The sequence below is a fragment of the Sphingomonas sp. HITSZ_GF genome (assembly GCF_029543155.1).
Lineage (GTDB): Bacteria > Pseudomonadota > Alphaproteobacteria > Sphingomonadales > Sphingomonadaceae > Sphingomonas.
This window is the reverse complement of the sequence record NZ_JARQXA010000008.1, coordinates 79,672-101,439: the sequence shown is the minus strand read 5'-3', so window position 1 is coordinate 101,439 and position 21,768 is coordinate 79,672. Positions and strand designations below refer to the sequence as shown.

At 68.2% G+C, this 21,768-nt stretch carries 10 protein-coding genes; 3 read left to right on the top strand and 7 right to left on the bottom strand.

What is annotated here, in order from left to right; translation table 11 throughout:
* Positions 1-296 precede the first annotated feature (296 nt).
* Positions 297-9,446, top strand: a complete 9,150-nt coding sequence (locus tag P6144_RS19290; protein ID WP_277769499.1) for an Ig-like domain-containing protein — start codon at positions 297-299, stop codon at positions 9,444-9,446.
* Positions 9,447-9,787: 341 nt separating this feature from the next.
* On the opposite strand, the gene P6144_RS19285 is transcribed toward P6144_RS19290, so the two are convergent.
* The 3 genes from P6144_RS19285 to P6144_RS19275 are packed head-to-tail and all read right to left on the bottom strand — an operon-like array spanning position 9,788 to position 13,215.
* Complete coding sequence (locus P6144_RS19285) at positions 9,788-10,147, bottom strand: response regulator (protein ID WP_277769449.1); 360 nt, start codon at positions 10,145-10,147, stop codon at positions 9,788-9,790.
* A complete protein-coding gene (locus P6144_RS19280) occupies positions 10,144-12,285 on the bottom strand; it encodes a PAS domain S-box protein (RefSeq protein ID WP_277769448.1) in 2,142 nt (713 codons plus the stop codon). Before P6144_RS19280 ends, P6144_RS19285 begins: the two co-directional genes overlap by 4 nt.
* Positions 12,286-12,342: 57 nt before the next feature.
* On the bottom strand, positions 12,343-13,215 hold the full coding sequence (locus tag P6144_RS19275) for a CoA ester lyase (RefSeq protein WP_277769447.1): 873 nt from the start codon (positions 13,213-13,215) through the stop codon (positions 12,343-12,345).
* Between the two features lie 203 nt (positions 13,216-13,418).
* On the opposite strand from P6144_RS19275, the gene P6144_RS19270 reads away from it, so the two are divergent.
* Together P6144_RS19270 and P6144_RS19265 are read left to right on the top strand one after the other, a co-directional pair.
* Complete coding sequence (locus tag P6144_RS19270; protein WP_277769498.1) at positions 13,419-15,260, top strand: EAL domain-containing protein; 1,842 nt, start codon at positions 13,419-13,421, stop codon at positions 15,258-15,260.
* Positions 15,260-17,110 (top strand): CHASE4 domain-containing protein, encoded by a 1,851-nt coding sequence (locus P6144_RS19265; protein WP_277769446.1) that lies wholly within the window; start codon positions 15,260-15,262, stop codon positions 17,108-17,110. Before P6144_RS19270 ends, P6144_RS19265 begins: the two co-directional genes overlap by 1 nt.
* On the opposite strand, the gene P6144_RS19260 is transcribed toward P6144_RS19265, so the two are convergent.
* From P6144_RS19260 to cysN, 4 genes are all read right to left on the bottom strand, one after another.
* Positions 17,107-18,258 carry an SET domain-containing protein gene (locus P6144_RS19260; protein WP_277769445.1) on the bottom strand — a complete coding sequence of 384 codons (1,152 nt, stop codon included), beginning with the start codon at positions 18,256-18,258 and terminating at the stop codon, positions 17,107-17,109. The genes P6144_RS19265 and P6144_RS19260 overlap by 4 nt on opposite strands.
* Positions 18,259-18,482: 224 nt before the next feature.
* Positions 18,483-19,202, bottom strand: coding sequence for a 3'(2'),5'-bisphosphate nucleotidase CysQ (locus P6144_RS19255; RefSeq protein ID WP_277769444.1), 720 nt, complete (start codon positions 19,200-19,202; stop codon positions 18,483-18,485).
* The gene (locus tag P6144_RS19250; RefSeq protein ID WP_277769443.1) at positions 19,199-19,759 is read right to left on the bottom strand and encodes an NUDIX hydrolase; all 561 of its coding nucleotides are present in this window, start codon (positions 19,757-19,759) and stop codon (positions 19,199-19,201) included. The genes P6144_RS19255 and P6144_RS19250 overlap by 4 nt, the downstream gene beginning before the upstream one ends.
* Positions 19,756-21,669 carry a sulfate adenylyltransferase subunit CysN gene (gene cysN, locus P6144_RS19245; protein ID WP_277769442.1) on the bottom strand — a complete coding sequence of 638 codons (1,914 nt, stop codon included), beginning with the start codon at positions 21,667-21,669 and terminating at the stop codon, positions 19,756-19,758. The genes P6144_RS19250 and cysN overlap by 4 nt, the downstream gene beginning before the upstream one ends.
* Positions 21,670-21,768: the final 99 nt, after the last annotated feature.

The following is a 21,768-nucleotide window of genomic DNA, read 5'->3' as shown; positions in this document are numbered from 1 at the left end:
CATAGTCATCTCCGAAACGACTCAGGCAAATCCGTTTGCTTGCAGTATTTTGGCACAGTTATATTACGACTGCCGCGAATCCTTCAAAATGGATTCGCCTGGGGGATACAGGAATGGCGTCGATATTTGGCTCGCCTATGCGTGTCGTCAGCAAGTCCATGGGGCTGCTGGTCAAGAGACTTGCCCGCTTCGGCAAATCCTCTGGAGATACGCACGAGCCAGGTGGCGTCAGCCTCTGCGCGAGGGGGCTTTTCGGTCGCATCGCCATCGCCACTTCCGCGATCGGCGTGGCCGCCATGCCAGTGGCGAGCTGGGCCTCCACCGGCTGCACCGCGCTCAATTCGGGCTCGCACACCTGGAGCGGCTCGATCGACACGGTCGGCAACTTCACCAAGACGAGCGGCACCCCCACCCCAACGGGCAACGCCACCGACGAGATCTACTCGGTCGAGACGACCGGCATGTCCTTCGATGTCGGCGACACGATCCGCGTGACGGTCACGCTCGCCTCCAACATGGATGGCTGGGGTTCGATCAGCTCGAACGGCGTGAACTTCACTTCGGTCCCGTCGCGGGCCGGCATGCCCAATGGCGAGTTCAACCAGGTCAGCGGCACGACCGATTATGTCGTGAGCACCGCCACCAGCACCTATGCCATCCGCTCGAAGCTCTCGACCGAGAACACCAATGCGGGCGCGGCGAATTCGTCGATCGCGATCACCTGCGTCGCCGCCCCGGTCGCGACCAAGCTTGCCTTCCAGCAGCAGCCGACCAACGCGGTGTCGCAGGTGAGCATCACGCCGTCGATCACCGTCCGTATCCTCGACGCCTCGAACAACCTGGTCTCGTCGAGCACGGCGCAGGTCACGCTCGCGATCGCCAACAATCCCGGTTCGGGCACGCTCAGCGGCACCACCACGGTTACGGCGTCGGGCGGCGTCGCTACCTTCACCGGCCTCAGCATCAACAAGGTCGGGACGGGCTATACGTTGAGTGCCAGCTCCAGCGGCCTGACCGGTGCCACCAGCAACGCCTTCAACATAACGCCGGCGGCGGCGACGCGATTCACGGTCTCGGCGCCCGCGTCAGCCACGCAGGGGGTTTCGTTCAACACGCTGACGGTCACCGCGCTCGACGCGGCGGACAATGTCGCGACGGGCTATGCGGGGACGGTGCACTTCACCTCGACCGACGGTGCGGCGACTTTGCCGGGCAACAGCGGGCTCACCTCCGGCACCGGCACGTTCACCGCCACGCTCAACACCACCGGCTCGCGCACGATCACCGCGACCGACACGGTCAGCAGCTCGATCACCGGCACCAGCGGCGCGATCACCGTGTCGGTGGCGACGCCGACCGCGTCCAATGCCAGCGCGAACGCCGCCTATAGCAATGGCTCGCCCGCGGTTCCGACCAATATCGATCTCACCGCTTCGGTCGCCAATGCCACCTATGTCAGCCCGGCGAGCCAGCCCAGCCACGGCACGCTCAACGTCGCAAATGGCGCTAATGCGGCGGGCAAGGTGCTGATCTACACGCCGACGGCCGGCTATCACGGCTCGGACAGCTTCACCTATCGCGCGGTCGCGTCCGACGGCTCGACCGTCTCCGCGTCGCCGGCGACGGTGACGGTGACGGTCGCCGATCCGGTGCTTACCGCCACCATCTCCAGCACCGGGGCAGCGGCGGGGGCGCCGCTCAGCGGCTACACCATCACCACCTCCGGCGGCTTCGGCACGCGCACCTGCGCGGCGGGCGCCACCGCACCGCCGGCGTGGCTGACCATCGCGTCGAACTGCGGGCTCAGCGGCACGCCGCCGTCGGGCGGTACGGTGAGCTTCAGCGTGAACGTCACCGATCAGTCGACCCCGGCCTACACCGCCACGAACCAGCCGGTGAGCTTCAGCGTCCTGTCGAACGACGCCGACCTTTCGAACCTGGTGATCCGCAACGGCGCCAGCACGGTCGCGCTGAACACCGGCTTCACTTCCGGCACCACCAGTTACACCGCCAGCGTGGCGAGCAACGTCACCTCGGTCACCGCGACGCCGACAGTCAACCAGGCCAATGCCACGGTGACGGTCAACTCGGTGAGCGTCACCTCGGGCAGCGCTTCGGGCGCGATCAACCTGGGAGTGGGGACCACTACGATCACCACGCGCGTCACTGCGCAGGACGGCGTGACCACCAAGGACTATGTCGTCACCGTCACCCGCGCGACACCGACCCCGACGCTCACGTCGCTCTCCGCGACGGTCGCCAACGGCGTGGGCAGCACCACCGGCGGCGGCAGCGCCAGCACGCTGACGCTCACCGGCTCGGACTTCACCAACGCCAACCAGGTGACGTTCGGCGGCACGACCTTCACTGCCGGCAACTTCACGATCAGCAACGACACCACGATCACGCTGACCGTGCCCACCGCGAGTTCCGCGGGCGTGTCGGGCGTGGGCGGCACCGTCAACGTCTCGGTCTCGTCGAGCGCGGGGTCGAGCGCGACGCGCAGCTTCACCTATGTGCTGACGCCGACGATCAACGCGATCACCTCGCCCACCGCAGACCGCACGCCGGACTTCTCCGGCACCGCGGTGCCCGGTGCGACGATCAACATCAGCATCGCGGGCGCGACCAGCGTCAGCAGCTCGGCGATCACCGCCGATGGCAGCGGCAACTGGACCTACACCGCCTCGACGCTGAACGACGGCAGCCACACCGCGCAGGTCACCCAGACGCTGTCGACGGTCACTTCGGGCGCCTCGAGCCAGATCAGCTTCGACGTCGACGCCACCGGCCCGGCTGCGCCCATCGTGAGCACGCCGACCGAGAACCAGCAGACCGCGGCCAGCGTCACGCTGTCCGGCACCACTGAATCGGGCACCACGGTCGAAGTGCAGATCGACAGCGGCGCCGTCGTCGGCGCGTCGGTGACCGGCACCAGCTGGACCTACAACGCGACTGGCCTGGCAACCGGCGCGCGCACCGCCACGGTGGTGGCGAAGGATGCGCTCGGCAATCCGTCCACCAGCACGGTCCGCCACTTCACCGTGGTCGCCGCGCCGCTGATCGGCTCGCTGTCGCCGAGCAGCGGTCCGGAAACCGGCCTGAACTCGGTGACGGTGAACGGCAGCAACCTTGCCGGCGCGACGTTGACGGTGAACGGCGCGAGCGTCGCGATCGACAGCAACAGCGGCAGCGCGCTTGCCTTCACCGCGCCCGCCGGCACCGGCACGGTGAGCGTGGTGGTCACCACCGCGGGCGGCAGCGCCTCGACCAGCTACACCTATGTCGCGGCGCCGACGATCGGCTCGCTGTCGCCGAACAGCGGCCCGCTCGCGGGCGGCGCGGTGACGCTAAACGGCACCAACCTCACCGGCGCGACGCTGACCGTCGGCGGCGCCGGCGTGACGATCAACAGCAACTCCGGCACCGTCATCACTTTCACCGCACCTTCGAAGCCGGCCGGCCCGGCCACTGTCGCGGTGACGACGGCCGGCGGCACCGCCACCAGCACCTATACCTATGTCGCGGGGCCGGCGATCAGCTCGCTCTCGCCCGCGGGCGGCTCCACCGCGGGGCTGAACACGGTGACGGTGAACGGCAGCAACCTGACCGGTGCGACGCTGACCGTCGGCGGCAGCAGCGTGGCGGTTGACACCAATAGCGGCAGCGCGCTGACCTTCACTGCGCCGGCGCACGGTGCGGGCACGGTGAGCGTCGTCGTGTCGACCACGGGCGGTTCGGACAGCGCGACCTACACCTATGTCGCGCCGCTGGCGATGTCGCCCGCGGCGGGCACGCTGCCGGGCGCCACCGCCAACAGCAGCTATACCCAGACCTTCACCGCGAGCGGCGGCACCGCCGGCTACACCTTCACCGCCAGCGCCGGACTGCCCACCGGGCTCACGCTCTCCACGGGCGGCGTGCTCTCGGGCACGACGACGACGGGCGGCACGTTCAACTTCACCGTGACGGTGACCGACAGTTCGGCCGGCGTGCTGGGCAGCGCGCTCACCAACAGCCAGAGCTATACGGTCGCGGTCAGCAAGCTCGGCCAGGCGATCACCTTCAACACGCTGTCCAACGCCTCGCTGTCGGCGTCGCCGCTGACGCTTTCGGCGAGCGCCGACTCCGGCCTGGCCGTGACCTTCAGCTCGACCACGACCGGTGTCTGCACCGTCTCGGGCAGCTCGCTGACGCTGCTCGCCACCGGCACCTGCACCGTCAATGCCGACCAGGCGGGCGACGGCGCCTACACCGCGGCGGCCACGGTCTCGCGCAGCTTCACGGTGACGCCGGCCAATCTGGTGGTCACCTCCGGCGCGGCATCGGGCACAGCGGTCGGCGCAAGCTACAGCCAGAGCAACACGGCGTCGGGCGGTGTTGCACCCTATAACTATGCGCTCGCCTCGGGCGCCTTCCCGGCGGGCACCAGCCTTGATCCGTCGACCGGCGCGGTCACCGGCACGCCGGTCCTCGCCGGAGGGTTCAACTACACGGTCCAGGCGAGCGACAGCCAGGGCACCCCGGTGACCGCCAACGGCACCCCCGTCTCGGGCACGATCGCCAAGGGCAGCCAGACGGTCAGCTTCACCTCGACCGCGCCCACCGGTGCGGCGGTGGGCGGCGCCACCTATACGGTGAGCGCGACCGCCGGCTCGGGCCTTACGGTCGTCTTCACGCTCGACGGCAGCAGCAGCGGCTGCGCGCTCTCGGGCACCACGGTCAGCTTCCCCGCGACCGGCACCTGCGTGATCAATGCCAACCAGGCGGGCGACTCCAACTGGAACGCCGCGCCGCAGGCGCAGCAGAGCTTCACCGTCAACGCAGCGGCGCCGATCGTCACCACGGTCAGCTTCTCGACCGGCTCGCTCGGCGTCGGCCAGAGCGGCACGGCGACGATCACCTTCACCAATAGCAATGCCTCGGCCTCGCCCAGCATCGCGCCGCTGTTCAGCGGCTCGGCGCTGGTCGGCCGCGGCGCGGTGGGCGGCAGCTGCGGCGCCAGCGGTTCGGATAGCGGCGCGAACTTCCAGTTCAACGCCTTCAGCGTCCCGGCCGGCAGCTGCACCGTGACGATCGCCTATACCGGCGTCACCGCAGGCTCGGTTTCGGCGCTCACGCTCGGCGCCTTCACGCCGGCGGGCTACCCGGCCACCAGCGCGGCGAGCAGCGGCAGCTTCGTCGTGGTGCCGACGGTCACCGGCGTGTCGCCGGGCTCGGGCCCGGTCAGCCAGGTGGTCACGGTCAGCGGCACCGGCTTCAGCACCACGCCGGCCAACAACATTGTCAGCTTCGGTTCGGCAGGCAACGGCACCGTTACCGGGGCGAGCGCGACCGCGCTGACCGTCACTGCGCCGGCCGCCGGCACCGGCGCACAGGCCGTCACGGTCACGGTCAACGGCCAGGTCAGCACGACTTCCGCCAGCTTCACCTTCATCGCCCGGCCGGTGGCGGCGGACACCACTGCTTCGGTGCCCTATAACAGCAGCGGCACGCCGATCGATCTGTCGAGCGTGATCACCGGCGGCCCGCACAGCAGCATCGCCATCGTCACGCCGGTGCAGCACGGCACCACCAGCATCTCCGGCGACACGGTGACCTACACCCCGACCGCCGGCTATCACGGGTCGGACAGCTTCACCTATAACGCGACCGGTCCGGGCGGCACTTCGGACACCAAGCAGGTGACCATCACCGTCGCCACCCCGGCGGCCCCGACGGTCAGCGCGGTCAGCGGCGTCGCCGTCCCGTACAACAGCACCGGCACGACGATCGATCTCAGCAGCGCGATCACCGGCGTGCATTCGAGCATCGCCACCAGCGTGCCTTCGCACGGCACGGTGAGCATCGCCGGCGACGTGGTCACCTACACGCCCGTCGCGGGCTATTACGGGGCGGACAGCTTCACCTACACGGCGACCGGCCCCGGCGGCACCTCGGCGCCGGCCACGGTCTCGCTGACCGTCGCCACGCCCGCGGCGCCCGTGGCCGCCAACAAGAGCGGCGTCGCGGTGCCCTATGCCAGCACCGGCACGGCGATCGATCTGTCCGCTTCGATCACCGGCGTGCATTCCGGAATCGCGATCGGCACCAATCCCGCGCACGGCACGGTGAGCATCGCCGGCGATGTCGTGACCTATACGCCCGCCGCCACCCATTACGGCGCGGACAGCTTCACCTATACCGCGACCGGCCCGGGCGGCACCTCCGCACCGGCGACGGTCAGCCTGACGGTGGCGAACCCGCCGGCGCCGGTCACCGCGGACAAGTCGGGCGTGGCCGTGCCCTATGCCAGCACCGGCACCGCGATCGACCTGTCGGGCTCGATCACCGGCGTGCATTCGGGCATAGCGATCGGCACCAATCCGGCACATGGCACGGTGACGATCGCCGGGGACGTCGTGACCTACACGCCTGCCGGCACCTATTACGGCGCGGATAGCTTCACCTACACCGCGACCGGCCCTGGCGGCACCTCGGCTGCCTCGACGGTGACGCTCACCGTCGCGACGCCGGCGGCGCCGGTCGCCGCGAACAAGTCGGGTGTGGCGGTGCCCTATGCGAGCAGCGGCACCGCGATTGACCTGTCGGCCTCGGTCACCGGCGTGCATGCCAGCATCGCGATCGGCACCGCGCCGGCGCACGGCACGGTGAGCATCGCGGGCGATGTCGTGACCTATACGCCCGCCGCCACCTACTATGGTGCGGACAGCTTCACCTATACGGCGACCGGCCCGGGCGGCACGTCCGCACCGGCGACGGTCAGCCTGACGGTGGCCACGCCGGCAGCACCGGTTGCGGCGAACAAGTCGGGCGTGGCGGTGCCCTATGCGAGCACCGGCACCGCGATCGATCTCTCCGCCTCGATCACTGGCGTGCATTCGAGCATCGCGATCGGGACGGCGCCGGCGCATGGCACGGTGAGCATCGCCGGCGATGTCGTGACCTACACGCCCGCCGCCACCTATTATGGCGCGGACAGCTTCACCTACACCGCGACCGGCCCGGGCGGCACCTCGCCGGCGGCGACCGTAAGCCTCACGGTGGCAACGCCGCCGGCCCCGGTCACCGCGGACAAGTCGGGCGTGGCCGTGCCCTATGCCAGTGCGGGTACCGCGATCGACCTGTCGGGCTCGATCACCGGCGTGCGCTCGGCCATCGCGATCGGCACGGCGCCGGCGCACGGCACGGTGACGGTCGCGGGCGAAGTGGTGACCTACACCCCGGCCGCCACCTATTACGGTGCTGACAGCTTCACCTACACGGCAACCGGCCCGGGCGGCACCTCCGCCGCTTCGACCGTGAGCCTGACGGTGGCGACGCCCGCAGCGCCGACCGCCGCCAACAAGAGCGGCGTGTCCGTCGCCTATAACAGCGCCGGCACCGCCATCGATCTGGCACCGTCGATCACCGGCGTGCACAGCACGCTCACCGTATCGAGCGCGCCGGCGCACGGCACCACCACGGTCAGTGGCGATGTCGTCACCTACAAGCCGACCACCGGCTATTTCGGTGCGGACAGCTTCGCCTACACCGTTACCGGTCCGGGCGGCACCTCGGCTGCGGCAACGGTGAGCCTGACGGTGGCGACTCCGCCGCCGCCGGTCGCGGCGCCGGGCACCGGCTCGGTCGCGGGCAGCACCACCACGGCGGGCACCAGCGTCAACATCGATCTCTCGGCGCTGGTCACCGGCGTCTATGACACGATCCAGATCAGCACCCCGCCGGCACACGGCACCGTCACGCTCAGCGGCGGCGGCTCCTCGGCAAAGCCCGCGGGCGATGCCGCCCCGGCCACGCCGATCATCGCGACCTACACGCCCGCAGTGAACTATGCCGGTACCGACAGCTTCGCCTTCGTCGCGGTCGGCCCGGGTGGCACCTCGGCGCCCGGCACGGTGACGATCACGGTGGTCGGCCAGGTGCCGATCGCCGCGCCCAAGACGGCGACCACCGGTGACGGCCAGATGGTGTCGGTGATGCTCACCGACGGTGCGGCCCGCGGTCCGTTCACCGGCGCGAACGTGGTCAGCGTGCTGCCGGCCAATTCGGCCAGCACGGCGATCGTTGCGACGGGCAGCGGCGGCTACCGCCTCGACGTCACGCCGAACAATCGCTTCGGCGGCACGATCGTGGTCACCTACACGCTGAACAACGTCTATGGCACCTCGGCGCCGTCGACGGTCACGCTCACCGTGCAGGCGCGCCCCGATCCGCGCACCGATCCCAATGTCGGCGCGATCAGCGATGCCCAGTCCGAAGCGGCGCGCCGCTTCGCCCGGGCGCAGGTCTCCAACTTCATGCGGCGCACCGAGCAGCTCCACAATGGCGGCGGCCGGGCGGGGATGGCGATGGGCGTCACGCTGGTCTCGCGCGACGGCTATACCGGTCCCGAGCGGCCCAGCGACAAGGATTGGGGCCTGGCGATCACCGAGCGGATGCGCGTTTCGGGCGAGGATCCGGCGCTCGGCCGCGTCGCCAATGATCCGCAGTCACCGTTCTCGCGGGGCGGCCAGGTCGGCTATGGCCGCGGCGTGAGCCCGGCGGCCGGTGCGCCCAGCACCGGCGGCCGGAGCCAGGCTGCGGACACCAATGGGGACGGCACCCGCCGTACCGGTTCGCTGGCGACCTGGGCGGGCGGCGCGATCGATATCGGCACGCGTGACAAGACCACCGACCGCTCCAAGGTGACGGCGACCACCGCGGGCCTCAGCGCCGGTGCCGACCTCAAGCTCGGCGAGGGGATCGTGGTCGGCGTCGGCGGCGGCTATGGCAATGATCTCAGCCGGATCGGCAGCGGGGCGCAGGTTCGCGGCACCAGCACGATCTACGCGGCCTATGCCAGCCTCCAGCCCGCGGACGGCACCTTCATCGACGGCATGGTCGGGCGCGGCCAGCTCGACTTCACCACCCGGCGCATCGCCGCGGCGGTGGATGCAGTGGCGCGCGGCAGCCGCGACGGCAGCTATACGGTGGCGGGCGTCTCGCTCGGCGTCGATCGCACGGACGGCCAGCTGCAATGGTCGCTCTATGGCCGCGGCGAATATATGGACGCCGATCTCGATGCCTATGTCGAGACCGGGGCAGGGCGGTACAATCTGCGCTTCGATGCCCGGCAGGTGCGCTCGCTCACCGGAACGATCGGCGCCCGCTTCCAGTATCGCCAGAAGATGAGCTTCGGCTCGGTCACCCCGCGGGTCCGCGCCGAGTGGAACCACGAGTTCGCCGATGTCGATGCCCAGTGGCTCGATTATGCCGATATCCCGGGCCTGGCGACCTATTCGCTCAGCGGCAATGGCTGGAAGCGCGAGCAGCTCCAGCTCAGCCTCGGCGCGCGGTTCGACATATTGAAGGGCGCCTGGTCCTTCGATTTCGAGACCGGTCTGCGCACCGGCCAGGGCGAGAAGGCGGGCACGCTCCAGCTGCGCGTGACCAAGACCTTCTGAGCAACCGGGCCCGAGCTTCCCGTCATCCCGGCGAAAGCCGGGATCTCGGGCGGTAGAGCGAGACGCCGCAAGAACCGCGTGCGATCCTGGCTTTCGGCAGGATGACGACAGGGTTGCAATGTAGGATTTCGCCTGCTGGGCTCCCGCGGCCGGTTTCGTCGCCGGCCGCTCTTTGACCCTGTAGGAAAGATAGGATTCCGCTCGCGCAAGAATGTTGCGAGATGCGGCGCGTTACCGGGAAAAGAGGGAACTTAAGCTCCCGCAAGAACCGCGATTGGCATGTACTTCGTGTACTTTGACGAGTCGCTGCCGCATGCGCGGTAGGACGCGTGCTGCCGCCCCTAGGAGTGGATCAGCAGGTCGAGCGCGCCGGCGACCTGGGCCTCGCGATAGGGTTTCTCGATCATCGGTATGCCGTCGCCAAAGCCGTCGGGCGGCACGCCATAGCCGCTGGCGAAGGCGAAGGGCACGCCGCGCTGGCGCAGCGCCTCGGCGATCGGGGTGCTGCGCTCGCCGCCCAGGTTGATGTCGAGGATCGCCGCGTCGAAGCCGCCGCTCTCGGCCAGCACAAGCCCGTCGGCCAGCCGGCTGGCCGGGCCGATCGTCTCGCAGCCCAGCGCCTCGAGCATGTCCTCCAGATACATCGCCACCACCGGCTCGTCCTCGACGACGAGCACGCGAAGGCCCTCGAGCCCGCTCATTCCGCGCCCTCGGGCAGCGGCGCATCGACCCGGCAGACCAGCCCCTCCGGCCTGAACTCGATCTTGACGGTGCCGCCGAGCTCGGCGGCCAGCCCGCGCTCGATCATCCGCGTACCGAAGCCGCGCCGCGTCGGCATCGCCACGGTCGGCCCGCCGCGTTCCTCCCAGGTCATTACCAGCCGCGCGGCCCCGCCTTCGTCCACGCGTCGCCAGGCGATCGAGACATGGCCCTCGGGCCGCGACAGCGCGCCATGCTTCACGGCGTTGGTCGCCAGCTCATGGACTGCAAGCGCCAGGCTGATCGCGGTCTTGGGCAGGATCGTCAGGTTGGGCCCGTCCAGCGTAAAGCGGCCGTTTTCGCCGCCATGCGGGCGCAGCGCGTCGTCGATGATCTTCCGCATCGACACGAGGCTCCAATATTCGCGGGTCAGCAAATTGTGCGCCTCGGAAAGCGCGGCGAGCCGGCCCTCGAAGGCGGCACGCGCCTGGCGCGGGGGCACATCGTCCTTGAAGCTTTGCTGCGCGATGCCCTGGACGATCGCCAGCGTGTTCTTCACCCGGTGGTTGAGCTCGTCGATCAGCAGCCGCAGATGCGTCTCGGCGCGCTTCGCCTCGGTCATGTCGCGCGCGATCGCGTGGAGCGCCGCCGGCTGGCCCTGCTCGTCGAGGCTGAGCTGCGAATTGACTTCCCAGATCAGCTCGCGCCCGTCCTTGGCGCGCAGCTTGATGGTCAGCCGGGTCGATCCGCCATGCATCAGCTTGCGGTTGAACGCCTCCATGCTGATCACGAACTGGTCCGGATCCATGAAGTCGGCGATCGTCCGGCCGAGGATCTCTTCCTCCGAATAGCCGATCGCTTCGATCACCGCGGGGTTCACCGAGGTGATCCGGTTGTCGAGCGTGGTGGTGATCAGGAAGTCGTTGGCCTGCTCGAAGATCGTGCGGAAGCGCGCCTCGCTCTCGCGCAGCGCTTCCTCGGCCTGCTTGCGGTCGGTGATGTCGAACGAGACGCCGACGAAGCGGCTCTTGCGGCTGTCGGTATAGTCGATTCGGCTGCCATGGCTCTGCAGCCAGCGCTCGGTGCCGTCATCGGCGCGCAGGATGCGATATTCGATCGTGTAGGGCACGCCGCGGGTGAAGCAGCGCCGCGCGGCGGTCTCGGCCATGGCGCGGTCCTCGGGGTGCACCCGGTCGAGCCATTGCTGGAAGGTGCCGTGGCTGTCGGGGCTGCGCGGCATGCCCAGCAGGTCGAAGCGGTTGGGCGACCAGGCGCCTTCCAGCGTCTCCAGGTCGACTTCCCAGGTCGCCATGCCGGCAGTCTCGGTGGCAAGGCGCAGCGTCTCCTCGCTCCGGCGCAGCGATTCCTCGTCCTCGCGGCGCTGGGTCACGTCGAGCGTGACCGATAGCACGCCGAACGGTTCGCCGGTCGGGCGGCGGATCACCGCCACCGAATTGTTCACCCACACCACGCTGCCATCCTTGCGGAGGTAGCGCTTCTCATGGGTGTAGGGCGTGCCCTGGCGCACCGCCTTGTCGAACAGCGGCAGGTTCCGCCCCAGGTCGTCGGGATGGGTGATCTGCTGCATGGTCATGCCCATCAGCTCTTCCTGGCTCCACCCGCAGATCTCGCAGAACCGGTCGTTCACCAGCGTGAAGCGGCCGTCCAGATCGACCTGGGCGAAGCCCGCCGTGGTCTGGCTGATGAAGGCGGAAAGCTGCGCCTCGCGTTCGCGCAGCGCGAGCTCGGCGGTCTTGGCCTCGGTGATGTCGTGCGCGACGCCGATGAAGCCGATGTGCCGCCCCTGCGCGTCGCGGCGCGGCTGCGAGGTGGAATGGAGCCAGCGCCATTCGCCCTCGGCGTTGCGATAGCGGCCCTGCAGCTCGAACGTGTCGAGGCTGGCCTCGCCCGCGATCGACTCGGTCAGCAGCCGCGCGGCATCGTCGGGATGGATGATCCGCCGCCAGTCGAAATCCAGCGCTTCTTCATAGGGTACGCCAAGGAAGTTCACATAGGCGCGGTTGACGAAGCTGCGCCGGCGATCGAGCCGCGTGACCCACACGGCGACAGGGGCGCTGTCCGCGATCAGGCGGAACTCGTCCTCGCCCACGGGGAGCGGTTCGGCCGAAGCGTCGATCATCGGGCCCTGCGCACCTGCATCAGCAATTTCCTAGCCTTAAGCTACGGGAACGCAACGCTATTCACGAACCATTGCCAACACCGCCTGGGCCCGCTTGAGGTGCGGCATGTCGAGCATCTCGCCGTCGAGCCCGATGGTGCCGGCACCCGGATGGGAATCGAACAGATTGACGATGCGTTTTGCCCGTTCGACTTCCTCCGAAGAAGGCGAAAACGCACGGTTGATGATCGGAACCTGGTCCGGATGAATCGCGAGCATCCCGCGAAAACCCGCTCGGCGCGCCTTGGTTGCGACCTTTTCGAGCCCATCCAGGTCGCGGAAGTCGCCATGGATCGTCTCGATTGGAGACACGCCGGCTGCCGCCGCCCCGGCAAGCGCCAGCGCCCGGAACACCTGATAGGGGAAGTCATATTCGCCGGTCTCGTCGCGATTGTGCGTGGCGCCGAGCGCGGTGGCGCTATCCTCCGCGCCCCAGGTGAGCGCGGCGAGGCGCGGGCAGCCGCCATAATTGCCCAGCCCGAAGATCGCCGGCGCCGTCTCGGTCGCCACCACGATCGTGCGGATCCCGCCCTGGGGCAGGCCATGTGCCGCCTCCAGGGCCGTCAGGTAATGATGGAGCAGCTCGGCTTCGGTGCGAGTCGCCTTGGGCAACATGATCCCGTCGGGCCGGCCCGGCACGATCGCTGCCAGGTCGGGCAGGGCATGGGGGGTGTCGAGGGGATTGATCCGTACCCATTGTGGCTGGGCACGCGCCGCCGTCTTCAGGTGCTCGGCGACCAGCGTGCGGGCGGCGGGCTTGCTCGCCTCTGCCACTGCGTCCTCAAGGTCGAGCAGCACCAGATCGGCACCGCTGGCGCCGGCCTTGGTGATCTTCCGTTCGGAATCCCCCGGCGCAAACAGCAGCGATCGTGCGGCCAGCACTTCGGTCATGCATCCTCCTGTTATGCGGCCTTGCTATCGTGGCCGGGGCGGCGGGTAAACCAAGCGGTGCGCCTTAACCCTGTCCCGCAGCATTTCCTCTGCGAAGGCGTAACGATTTTACGCCTCCTTAACGCTGTCCGCTTACCCCGTTTGCAGGTTTGAGCGAGGGGATTTCGCAGGTGCGCATTTTGATCGTGGACGACGAACCGGCGATGCACGAGTCGTATCGCCAGGTGTTCGGGGCCCGTTGCAGCGGAAACGCCAATGCGCTCAACGCCATGGCGGCCGAACTTTTCGGCGACGACGATGCCGCGCCGGAACCGGCCCCCGCCAACGACACGCTCGATTTCGACTGCGCGCATTTCAACCAGGGCCTCGACGCCGTGGAGGCGATCCAGGATTCGATCGAGACCGGCAACCGCTTTGCCGTCGCCTTTATCGACGTCCGCATGCCCCCGGGCATCGACGGCAAGGAAACTGCCCGCCGTATCCGGGCGCTCGATCCCGACATCAACCTGGTGATCGTCACCGGCTATTCCGATTTCTCGCCGCTCGACATCAGCCGCGCCGCGGGGCCGGCCGACAAGATCTTCTACATCGCCAAACCCTTCCAGGCCGAGGAAGTGATGCAGACCGCCACGGCGCTGGCGCATCGCTGGGAAACCGACGGCAAGCTGAAGAGCGCGATCGCGCTGCTCGAGGAGCAGAAGCTCGAGCTTGCCGCGAACGAATCCCGCGCCGTCCATATCGCCAACCATGACTCGCTTACCGACGCGCCCAACCGCCTGTCGTTCCTCCACATGCTCGGCAAGGCGGTGAAGGGCGACCAGTGCTTCGCCATGGCGATGATGGATCTCGACCGGTTCAAGATCGTCAACGACACGCTTGGCCATCTCGCCGGCGACGAGTTGATCCGCATGGTTTGCGAGATCCTCCAGACCAACGTGCCTGGCGAGGGCTTTGTCGCTCGCCTGGGCGGCGACGAGTTCGCGATGCTCTATCCGGTCACCGGTGAGGACGAAGCGACTATGGTCGCCGAGCGGCTGCTCAAGGCCGTCTCGATCAGTTTCAAGGTGTTCGGCCATTCGGTGCAGGGCGGTGCCTCGGTGGGCCTGATGGTGGTCGCGCCCGGCACGATCCACGATCCGATCGACGTGATGCGCCGCGCCGATCTGGCGCTCAACGAAGCCAAGCATGCCGGCCGTGGCATCGTCCGCCTGTTCGATGAGGCGATGGACGAATCGATCCGCTTCCGCCGCCAGATCGAAGGCGGGCTTTCAGAGGCGATCGCCAAGGGCGAGCTCAAGCTGGTGTTCCAGCCGATCGTCGGCCGCGACCAGCTCGAGATCACTGGTTTCGAGGCGCTGATCCGCTGGTGCAGCCCGGAATATGGCATGGTCTCGCCGGGCATGTTCATCCCGATCGCCGAGGAATCGAACCTGATCCACGAGCTGGGTGACTGGGTGATCGACCAGGCCGTTGCAACGGTGAAGACCTGGCCGGGGCAATATGTCTCGGTGAACTTCTCGCCGCGCCAGTTCCGCCGCCACAATTTCGTGGCGCATGTGATGGAGCGCGTCGCCAATGCCGGCGTCGAGCCCGGTCGCTTCCAGATCGAGATTACCGAGACGGCGATCTTCGACGATGTCGAGCGCGCCGCCGACACGCTGTTCCGCCTGCGCCAGATGGGCTTCCGCATCGCACTCGACGATTTCGGCACCGGCTATTCGAGCCTCTACAATATCCGCCGCTTCGCGCTGGATTGCCTCAAGATCGACCGCAGCTTCGTCGACGGTATGGGCCGTGAGCGCGAGAGCGCCGCGATCGTCCATTCGATCATCCATCTCGGCCGCGCGCTGGGCATGGAAGTGGTCGCCGAGGGCGTCGAGACCCAGGCGCAGCTCCAGGCGCTCCGCCTGGCCGGCTGCAGCCATATGCAGGGCTATTATCTCGCCCGTCCGATGGATGCCGAAGATGCGCTGGTCCTGGCCGAGCAGCGCTTCATGACCACCGACGAGCCCGAGGCCGAGCTGAGCAACGGGACGAACGGCTGATGCCATCCGCGTGGCGCCTGAAGGCGCCGGCCTCGCTCGGCGCGAAACTGGTCCTGATCCTGACCGGCGTCGGGCTGCTCGGCGCGGCCGCGCTCGCCGTGCTGTTGGCCACCGTCATCACCCCGAGCTTCCGCCATCTCGAGGACGATGCCGTCAGCGCGCACGTCGCGCGTACCCAGGCCGTGGTGCATGACGTCTCGGCCAAGGTCGAGAACGCGGTGCGCGACTATGGCGACTGGAATTCGTCCTACGACTATATGGCCAACCCGACCAAGGCGTTCGAGGAGGAGAGCTTCTCCACCCTCGCCATGGTCAATCTAGACGTCAACGGCATGGCCTATGTCCGGCCCGGCCGCGAGATCGTGATCGCGCGCTGGCTCGATCTGGAGAAGCAGGCCGATGTGCCGGCGATGCGCGCGCGGCTGGCCGAGGCGATTGCCCGGCTCGACTTTGCCAGGGCGCTGCACGGGCAGAGCTCGGCGGGCTTCTTCGTCCGGCTGGGCGATACGCTCGCTGCGGTGGGCATTGCGCAGGTCCGCAAGAGCGACGGCAGCGGAAGCCCGCGCGGCTATGTGCTGATGGCGCGCGCGGTCACCGCCGCGCAGCTCAGCACGCTGCTCCAGCTCAAGGCGAGCCTGGCGCTCGACAATCCGGTGGCCGAGGTCACCCGGACTCCCGGTGCCAGGCGCACCCAGATCGCGGTGCCGATCCTCGGGGCGGACGGCCGCTCGGTTGCCACCGTCACCTACAGCGTGCCGCGCGACCTTTCGACGCTCGGCACGCGCATGCTGATCCTCGCCGTGGTCGGGTCGTCGGTCCTGTTGGCGATCGTGCTGCTGGCGCTGCGCCGGATGATCACCCGGCTGGTCCTGCGGCCGCTGAAGCGAGTTGAGCAGCATATGGGCGTGGTCCGTGCCTCGGGCACGCTCGGCCTGCTTACCGACCGGGAGCGCGACGACGAGATCGGCAGCCTGGTCACCAGCTTCAATTCGATGCTCAAACAGCTCAAGGACCTGCGCGAGCAGCTCGAGGTGCAGAGCTTCTCGCTCGGCCGCAGCGAAAGCGCGGTCGCGGTGATGCACAATGTCCGCAACGCGCTCAACCCGATCAGCACGGTGATGAGCCAGGGGCTGGGCACCGGCGCACCGATGGACCGCGCGCTGCTCGACCGCGCGCTCGGCGAGCTTGCCAATGAGGATATCCCCGCGGTGCGCCGCCAGAAGCTGGTCGCCTTCCTCGCCGCGGCGATCGAGAGCGTGGAGCAGGAGCGCAGTGATCGCCGCGACCAGATCGCGGTCGGGCGCGAGGCGTTGCACCATGTGCTCGAGATCATCGGCCAGCAGCAGGAGGCCGCGCATGAGCGCCCGCCGCTCGATGCCTGCGACATCACCGATATCGTCGCCCAGAACGCCACGATCGCGCGCTATTCGGGCGAGAACTCGATCGCGTTCAGCTTCCCGGCGCACCCGCATTGGGTGATGGCGAACCGCGTCATCCTGAGCCAGGTGGTCGGCAACCTCTTCGCCAATGCGGCCGAGGCGATCGCCGCGACGGGCCGCACCAGCGGCTCGATCGCCGTGACTATCCACCACAAGGGCGACACGACCGAGATCCATATCCGCGACGATGGCGAGGGCTTCGACCCCGCCACCGCGCCCACCCTGTTCCAGCGCGGCTTCTCGACCCGCGCGCACAAATCGGGTGGTCTCGGGCTGCACTGGTGCGCCAATTCAATGCTGGCGATGGAAGGCAAGCTGGACCTCGTCAGCGACGGCAGGGGCACCGGCGCCAAGGCGATCCTGACGCTCGGCACCGCCCAGCTGGCCCAGCCGAGCGGGATCGCGGCCTAGCGCCGCCCGGCCACCCTGCGCGGCCCGGCGACGTCGTCCTTCCGCCGCAGATAGGGCGCCACCAGGTTGCGCGCGCGGAACCATTCCTGGCGATCGGGATCGAGGCTGTCGAAATTGCCGATCACCCGGCGGCAGCCCTCCGAGCGGCACTGGCAGATCATGTGCCAGTTCGATTCCCGGAGCGTCGTCGAATAGTCCCAGGCGATCTCCTCGCCGGGCGCGATCACGCGCACCGCGACCAGGAACACGCCCTGATCGGTGAAGCGCAGCCCGGCATTGGGATCGCAGCTATGGTTGACCAGGTCGTCGATCCGCCCGGACGGCCCCATATAGTGATCGGGCGTCACCTGGACGAAGCGGTCGCCCCGGCCGCGCATCAGGCTGGGGATCTGATCGGCGCGGAAGCGTCGGCCGGTGAACTCGATCAGCACATCGCCCTCGGCGAAGCCGGCGGCGGCGAACACTGCCTTGCCCAGATGATTGTCGCCCACCTTGAACAGGTTGCTCGACGGCCGGTAGCGATCGAGCCAGACCAGCCCGCCCCGGCGCGTGCCGAAGGAGCGCAGCGGATTGATCGTCGCCAGGCCGATCAGGAACCACACGCTGGCATGGCAGAGGAACTCGACGATCACATAGGAAAGCTCGGCGACGCCCGGTTCGCTGGCGCGCACCGCGACCAGCAGCGTGGCGAGGTCGCCGAAAGTCCACAGGCCCCAGGCCGGCGAACGCTCGCGGCTGCGATCGGTCCACACGCTGGCCCAGGTCGGCCAGAAGCTCACCGGCACCGCGGCGACCACCAGCATGTGCGCCCAAAAGGCTTCGCGGAAGACGAGCCACAGCATCAGCGCGCTCAGGCTGGCGGCGATGCAGAAGGTCTCGGTGGGCGAGGGCGGGGCCCAGGACGAGCGCCGCCAGATGCCGAGCGTCACCGCGATGCAGGCGACCGAGGACAATGCGAACACCCAACCTTGCGGCGCGCCGGGGTTCACCGCGGCATAGGTCAGCGCCTCGAGCGTGGTTGCCGCGCTCCAGATCAGCCACGACGCACGGTTCGGCTCCACCAGCTCGCGACGCAGCCCGATCAGGTAGGTCGCATAGCCCGCAAAGCTGAATCCGATCGCCAGAAAGAACCAGATATCGGCAGTCAAACACGCCCCTCCCAAACGGGGCGTTTACCATGTTCGGGAATCGCCGTCTATGCGCGACTCGCGGTGAATCCGCGAGTCGCCGGGACTCGGCGAGAGTCACTTAGGGGGCGAATCTCACATATTTCCGTCATCCCGGCGAAAGCCGGGATCTCAGGCGAAAGGCAGGAGCGGAGCCGCATGAGATCCCGGCTTTCGCCGGGATGACGGCTGCGGCTTGGCCAGCGTTACGCCCCGCAATCCTTCACGGCCTCGAGCACGATCGGCGCCCATTCCTTGCGGCAGATCAACAGGTCGGGAAGGCTGGTGTCGGGCTGATTATAGACGATCGGCGAGCCATCGATCCGCGAGGCATGCAGCCCGGCGGCCAGCGCGACCGCGACCGGCGCGCAATTGTCCCATTGATACTGGCCGCCCGAGTGGAGGTAGATCTCGGCCTCGCCGCGCACCACCGCCATCGCCTTGGCACCGGCCGAGCCCATGCCGAGATGCACCGCGCCGATCCGCTCGCCGACATCGGCGCAGAGCTTGCTCGGCCGGGTGCGGCTCACCAGCATGCGCGGCGGCAACGCGCCTTCGGGCAGGGCGGGCGGGCGATCGCTGGACAGGGTGCAGCCGAGCCGGGGCAGTGCGACTGCGCCGACCGCGGGCGCCCCGTCGATCGCGAGCGCGATATGCACTGCCCAGTCGTCGCGTCGCTCGGCGAACTCGCGGGTGCCGTCGAGCGGGTCGACGATCCACACCCGCCGCGCCGAAAGCCGCGCCGGATCGTCCGCCGATTCCTCCGAGAGGACCGCATCGTCGGGCCGCGCCAGCGCCAGCGCGGCGAGGATCAGCGCGTTCGCCTCGCGGTCGCCGCGATCGCCGCCCGCGCATTCATCCTGGATGCGCAGCAGCAGCGCGCCGGCTTCTTCCGCGATCGAGCGGGCAAGGTCTGCATCGGTCATTTGAACAGGTCCGGCTGGCGGAGGTGGAGCGCCTGGAGCAGCATGAACAGCTTCGCATCGAATGCTGCACCGCTCCGGGCCTGTGTCCATAGTTCGGCGAGTGGCTGTTCCTCAAGCTCGATATGCTCATGCTCGTCGCCGACGCCGCCGCCCGCCGCGACGCGGTCTTCGGCGTGATAGGGCGCGAGATAGAGGTGCACGCGCTCGGTGGTGCTCGAAGGGGTCATCCAGACATGACCGGCGAATTCCACGTCGGAAACGTGCACGCCCGCTTCCTCCCAGGCTTCCTGCTTCGCCGTTGCCTCGGCATCGCCGCCCTCGGTCATGCCGCCCATCGCTTCGAAGAGCTGCGCGGCGTCGAGGTGCAGCACGCCGAGGCGCAGCTGCTTGCCGACCAGCGCCACGCGGCGCTCGGGATCATAGAGCAGGATCTGCACGCCCGAGGGATGCTCGACCAGCGCCCGCTCGAGCACATGGCCCCGCACGCGCACTTGCACCACCAGCAGATTCATCCAGCCTTCGAACAGGCGGCGGATCGACAGGATGCGATCGTTCAAATTACCGGACTCCAGCCGCCCATGATCGTCTCGACGATCCGTTCGGCTGCCTCTTCGGGGGTCTCCCGGGTGGTGTCCACCCGGATCTCCGGAGCCTCGGGCGCCTCATAGGGGCTGGAAATGCCGGTGAAATTGGCGATCTCGCCGGCGCGCGCCTTCTTGTAGAGGCCCTTCACGTCGCGTTCCTCCGCCACGTCCAGCGGGGTGTCGATGAAGATCTCGAAGAACTCGCCCTCGGGCAGCATCCGGCGCACCAGCTCGCGCTCCGCCCGGAAGGGCGAGATGAAGGCCGTGAGCACGATCAGCCCGGCATCGGTCATCAGTTTGGCGACTTCGCCGACACGGCGGATATTCTCGATCCGATCGGCATCGGTGAAGCCCAGATCCTTGTTAAGCCCGTGGCGGACATTGTCGCCATCGAGCAGGAAGCTGTGCTTGCCGAGCGCGTGGAGCCGCTTCTCGACCAGATTGGCGATGGTCGACTTGCCTGAGCCCGAAAACCCGGTGAACCACAGCAGGCGCGGTGCCTGGTGCTTCTGGCGGGCATGCGCCTCGCGGTTGATCTCGGTGGCCTGCCAATGGACGTTCTGCGCCCGGCGCAGCGCGAAATTGAGCATGCCGGCGGCAACGGTGGCGTTGGTCGCCTTGTCGATCAGGATGAAGCCGCCCAGGTCCTTGCTCTCGGCATAGGGCTCGAACACCACGCCGCGATCGGTATAGACTTCGGCCACGCCGATATCGTTGAGCCCCAGCGTCTTCACGCTGAGCTCGGCCATGGTGTTGACGCACACCGCGTGGCGCGGCGGCTGGACGGTGGCGCTCACCGTCTGGGTGCCGAGCTTGAGCCAATAGGCGCGGCCGGGGAGCATCTCGGCCTGATCCATCCACACGATCGTCGCCTGGAACTGGTCGGCGACCTGGGGCGGCGCGTCGGCGGCGGCGATGACGTCGCCGCGCGAGCAATCGACTTCGTCGGCGAGCGTGAGGGTGACGCTCTCGCCGGCAACTGCTTCGGCCTTGTCGCCACCCAGCGCGACGATCCGCGCGACGCTGGTCGTCTGTCCCGAAGGCAGGATGCGCACCTTGTCGCCGGGCTTGATCGTGCCGGCCGCGATCAGGCCCGCGAAACCGCGGAAATCGAGGTTGGGCCGGTTCACCCACTGCACGGGCAGGCGGAAGGGCCGCGCGGCATCGGCATCGGCATCGATCTCGACGCTTTCCAGATGCTGGAGCAGCGCCGGGCCGGTGTACCACATCGTGTTCGGGCTGGTGCCGGTGATGTTGTCGCCCTTGAAGCCCGAGATCGGGATCGGGGTGAACACCGTGATGCCGATGCTCTCGGCGAAGGCGCGATACTCCTCGACGATCGCGTCATAGGCGGCCTGGTCGTAGCCGATCAGGTCCATCTTGTTCACTGCCAGCACGATGTGGCGGATGCCGAGCAGATGGCACAGATAGGAATGGCGGCGCGTCTGGGTCAGCACGCCCTTGCGCGCATCGATCAGGATCACCGCAAGATCGGCGGTGGAGGCGCCGGTCACCATGTTGCGGGTGTACTGCTCGTGCCCGGGCGTGTCGGCGACGATGAACTTGCGCTTCTCGGTCGCGAAGAACCGGTAGGCGACGTCGATCGTGATGCCCTGCTCCCGCTCGGCGGCGAGGCCGTCGACGAGCAGCGCGAAATCGATCTCGCCGCCCTGGGTTCCGACGCGCTTTGAGTCCGCCTCGAGGCTCGCGAGCTGGTCCTCGAAGATCATCTTCGAATCGTAGAGCAGCCGCCCGATCAGCGTCGACTTGCCGTCATCGACGCTGCCGCAGGTGATGAAGCGCAGCAGAGACTTGTTCTGGTGCAGCTGGAGATAGGCGGAGATGTCGGACGCGATGAGGGCGTCGGGGCGGTAGGAGGTCATAAAATCAATCCGTCATCCCGGCGAAAGCCGGGATCTCGTGAGATGGCGGGCGAGCAGTGCGTGGCACGAGACCCCGGCCTGCGCCGGGGTTGACGCTTC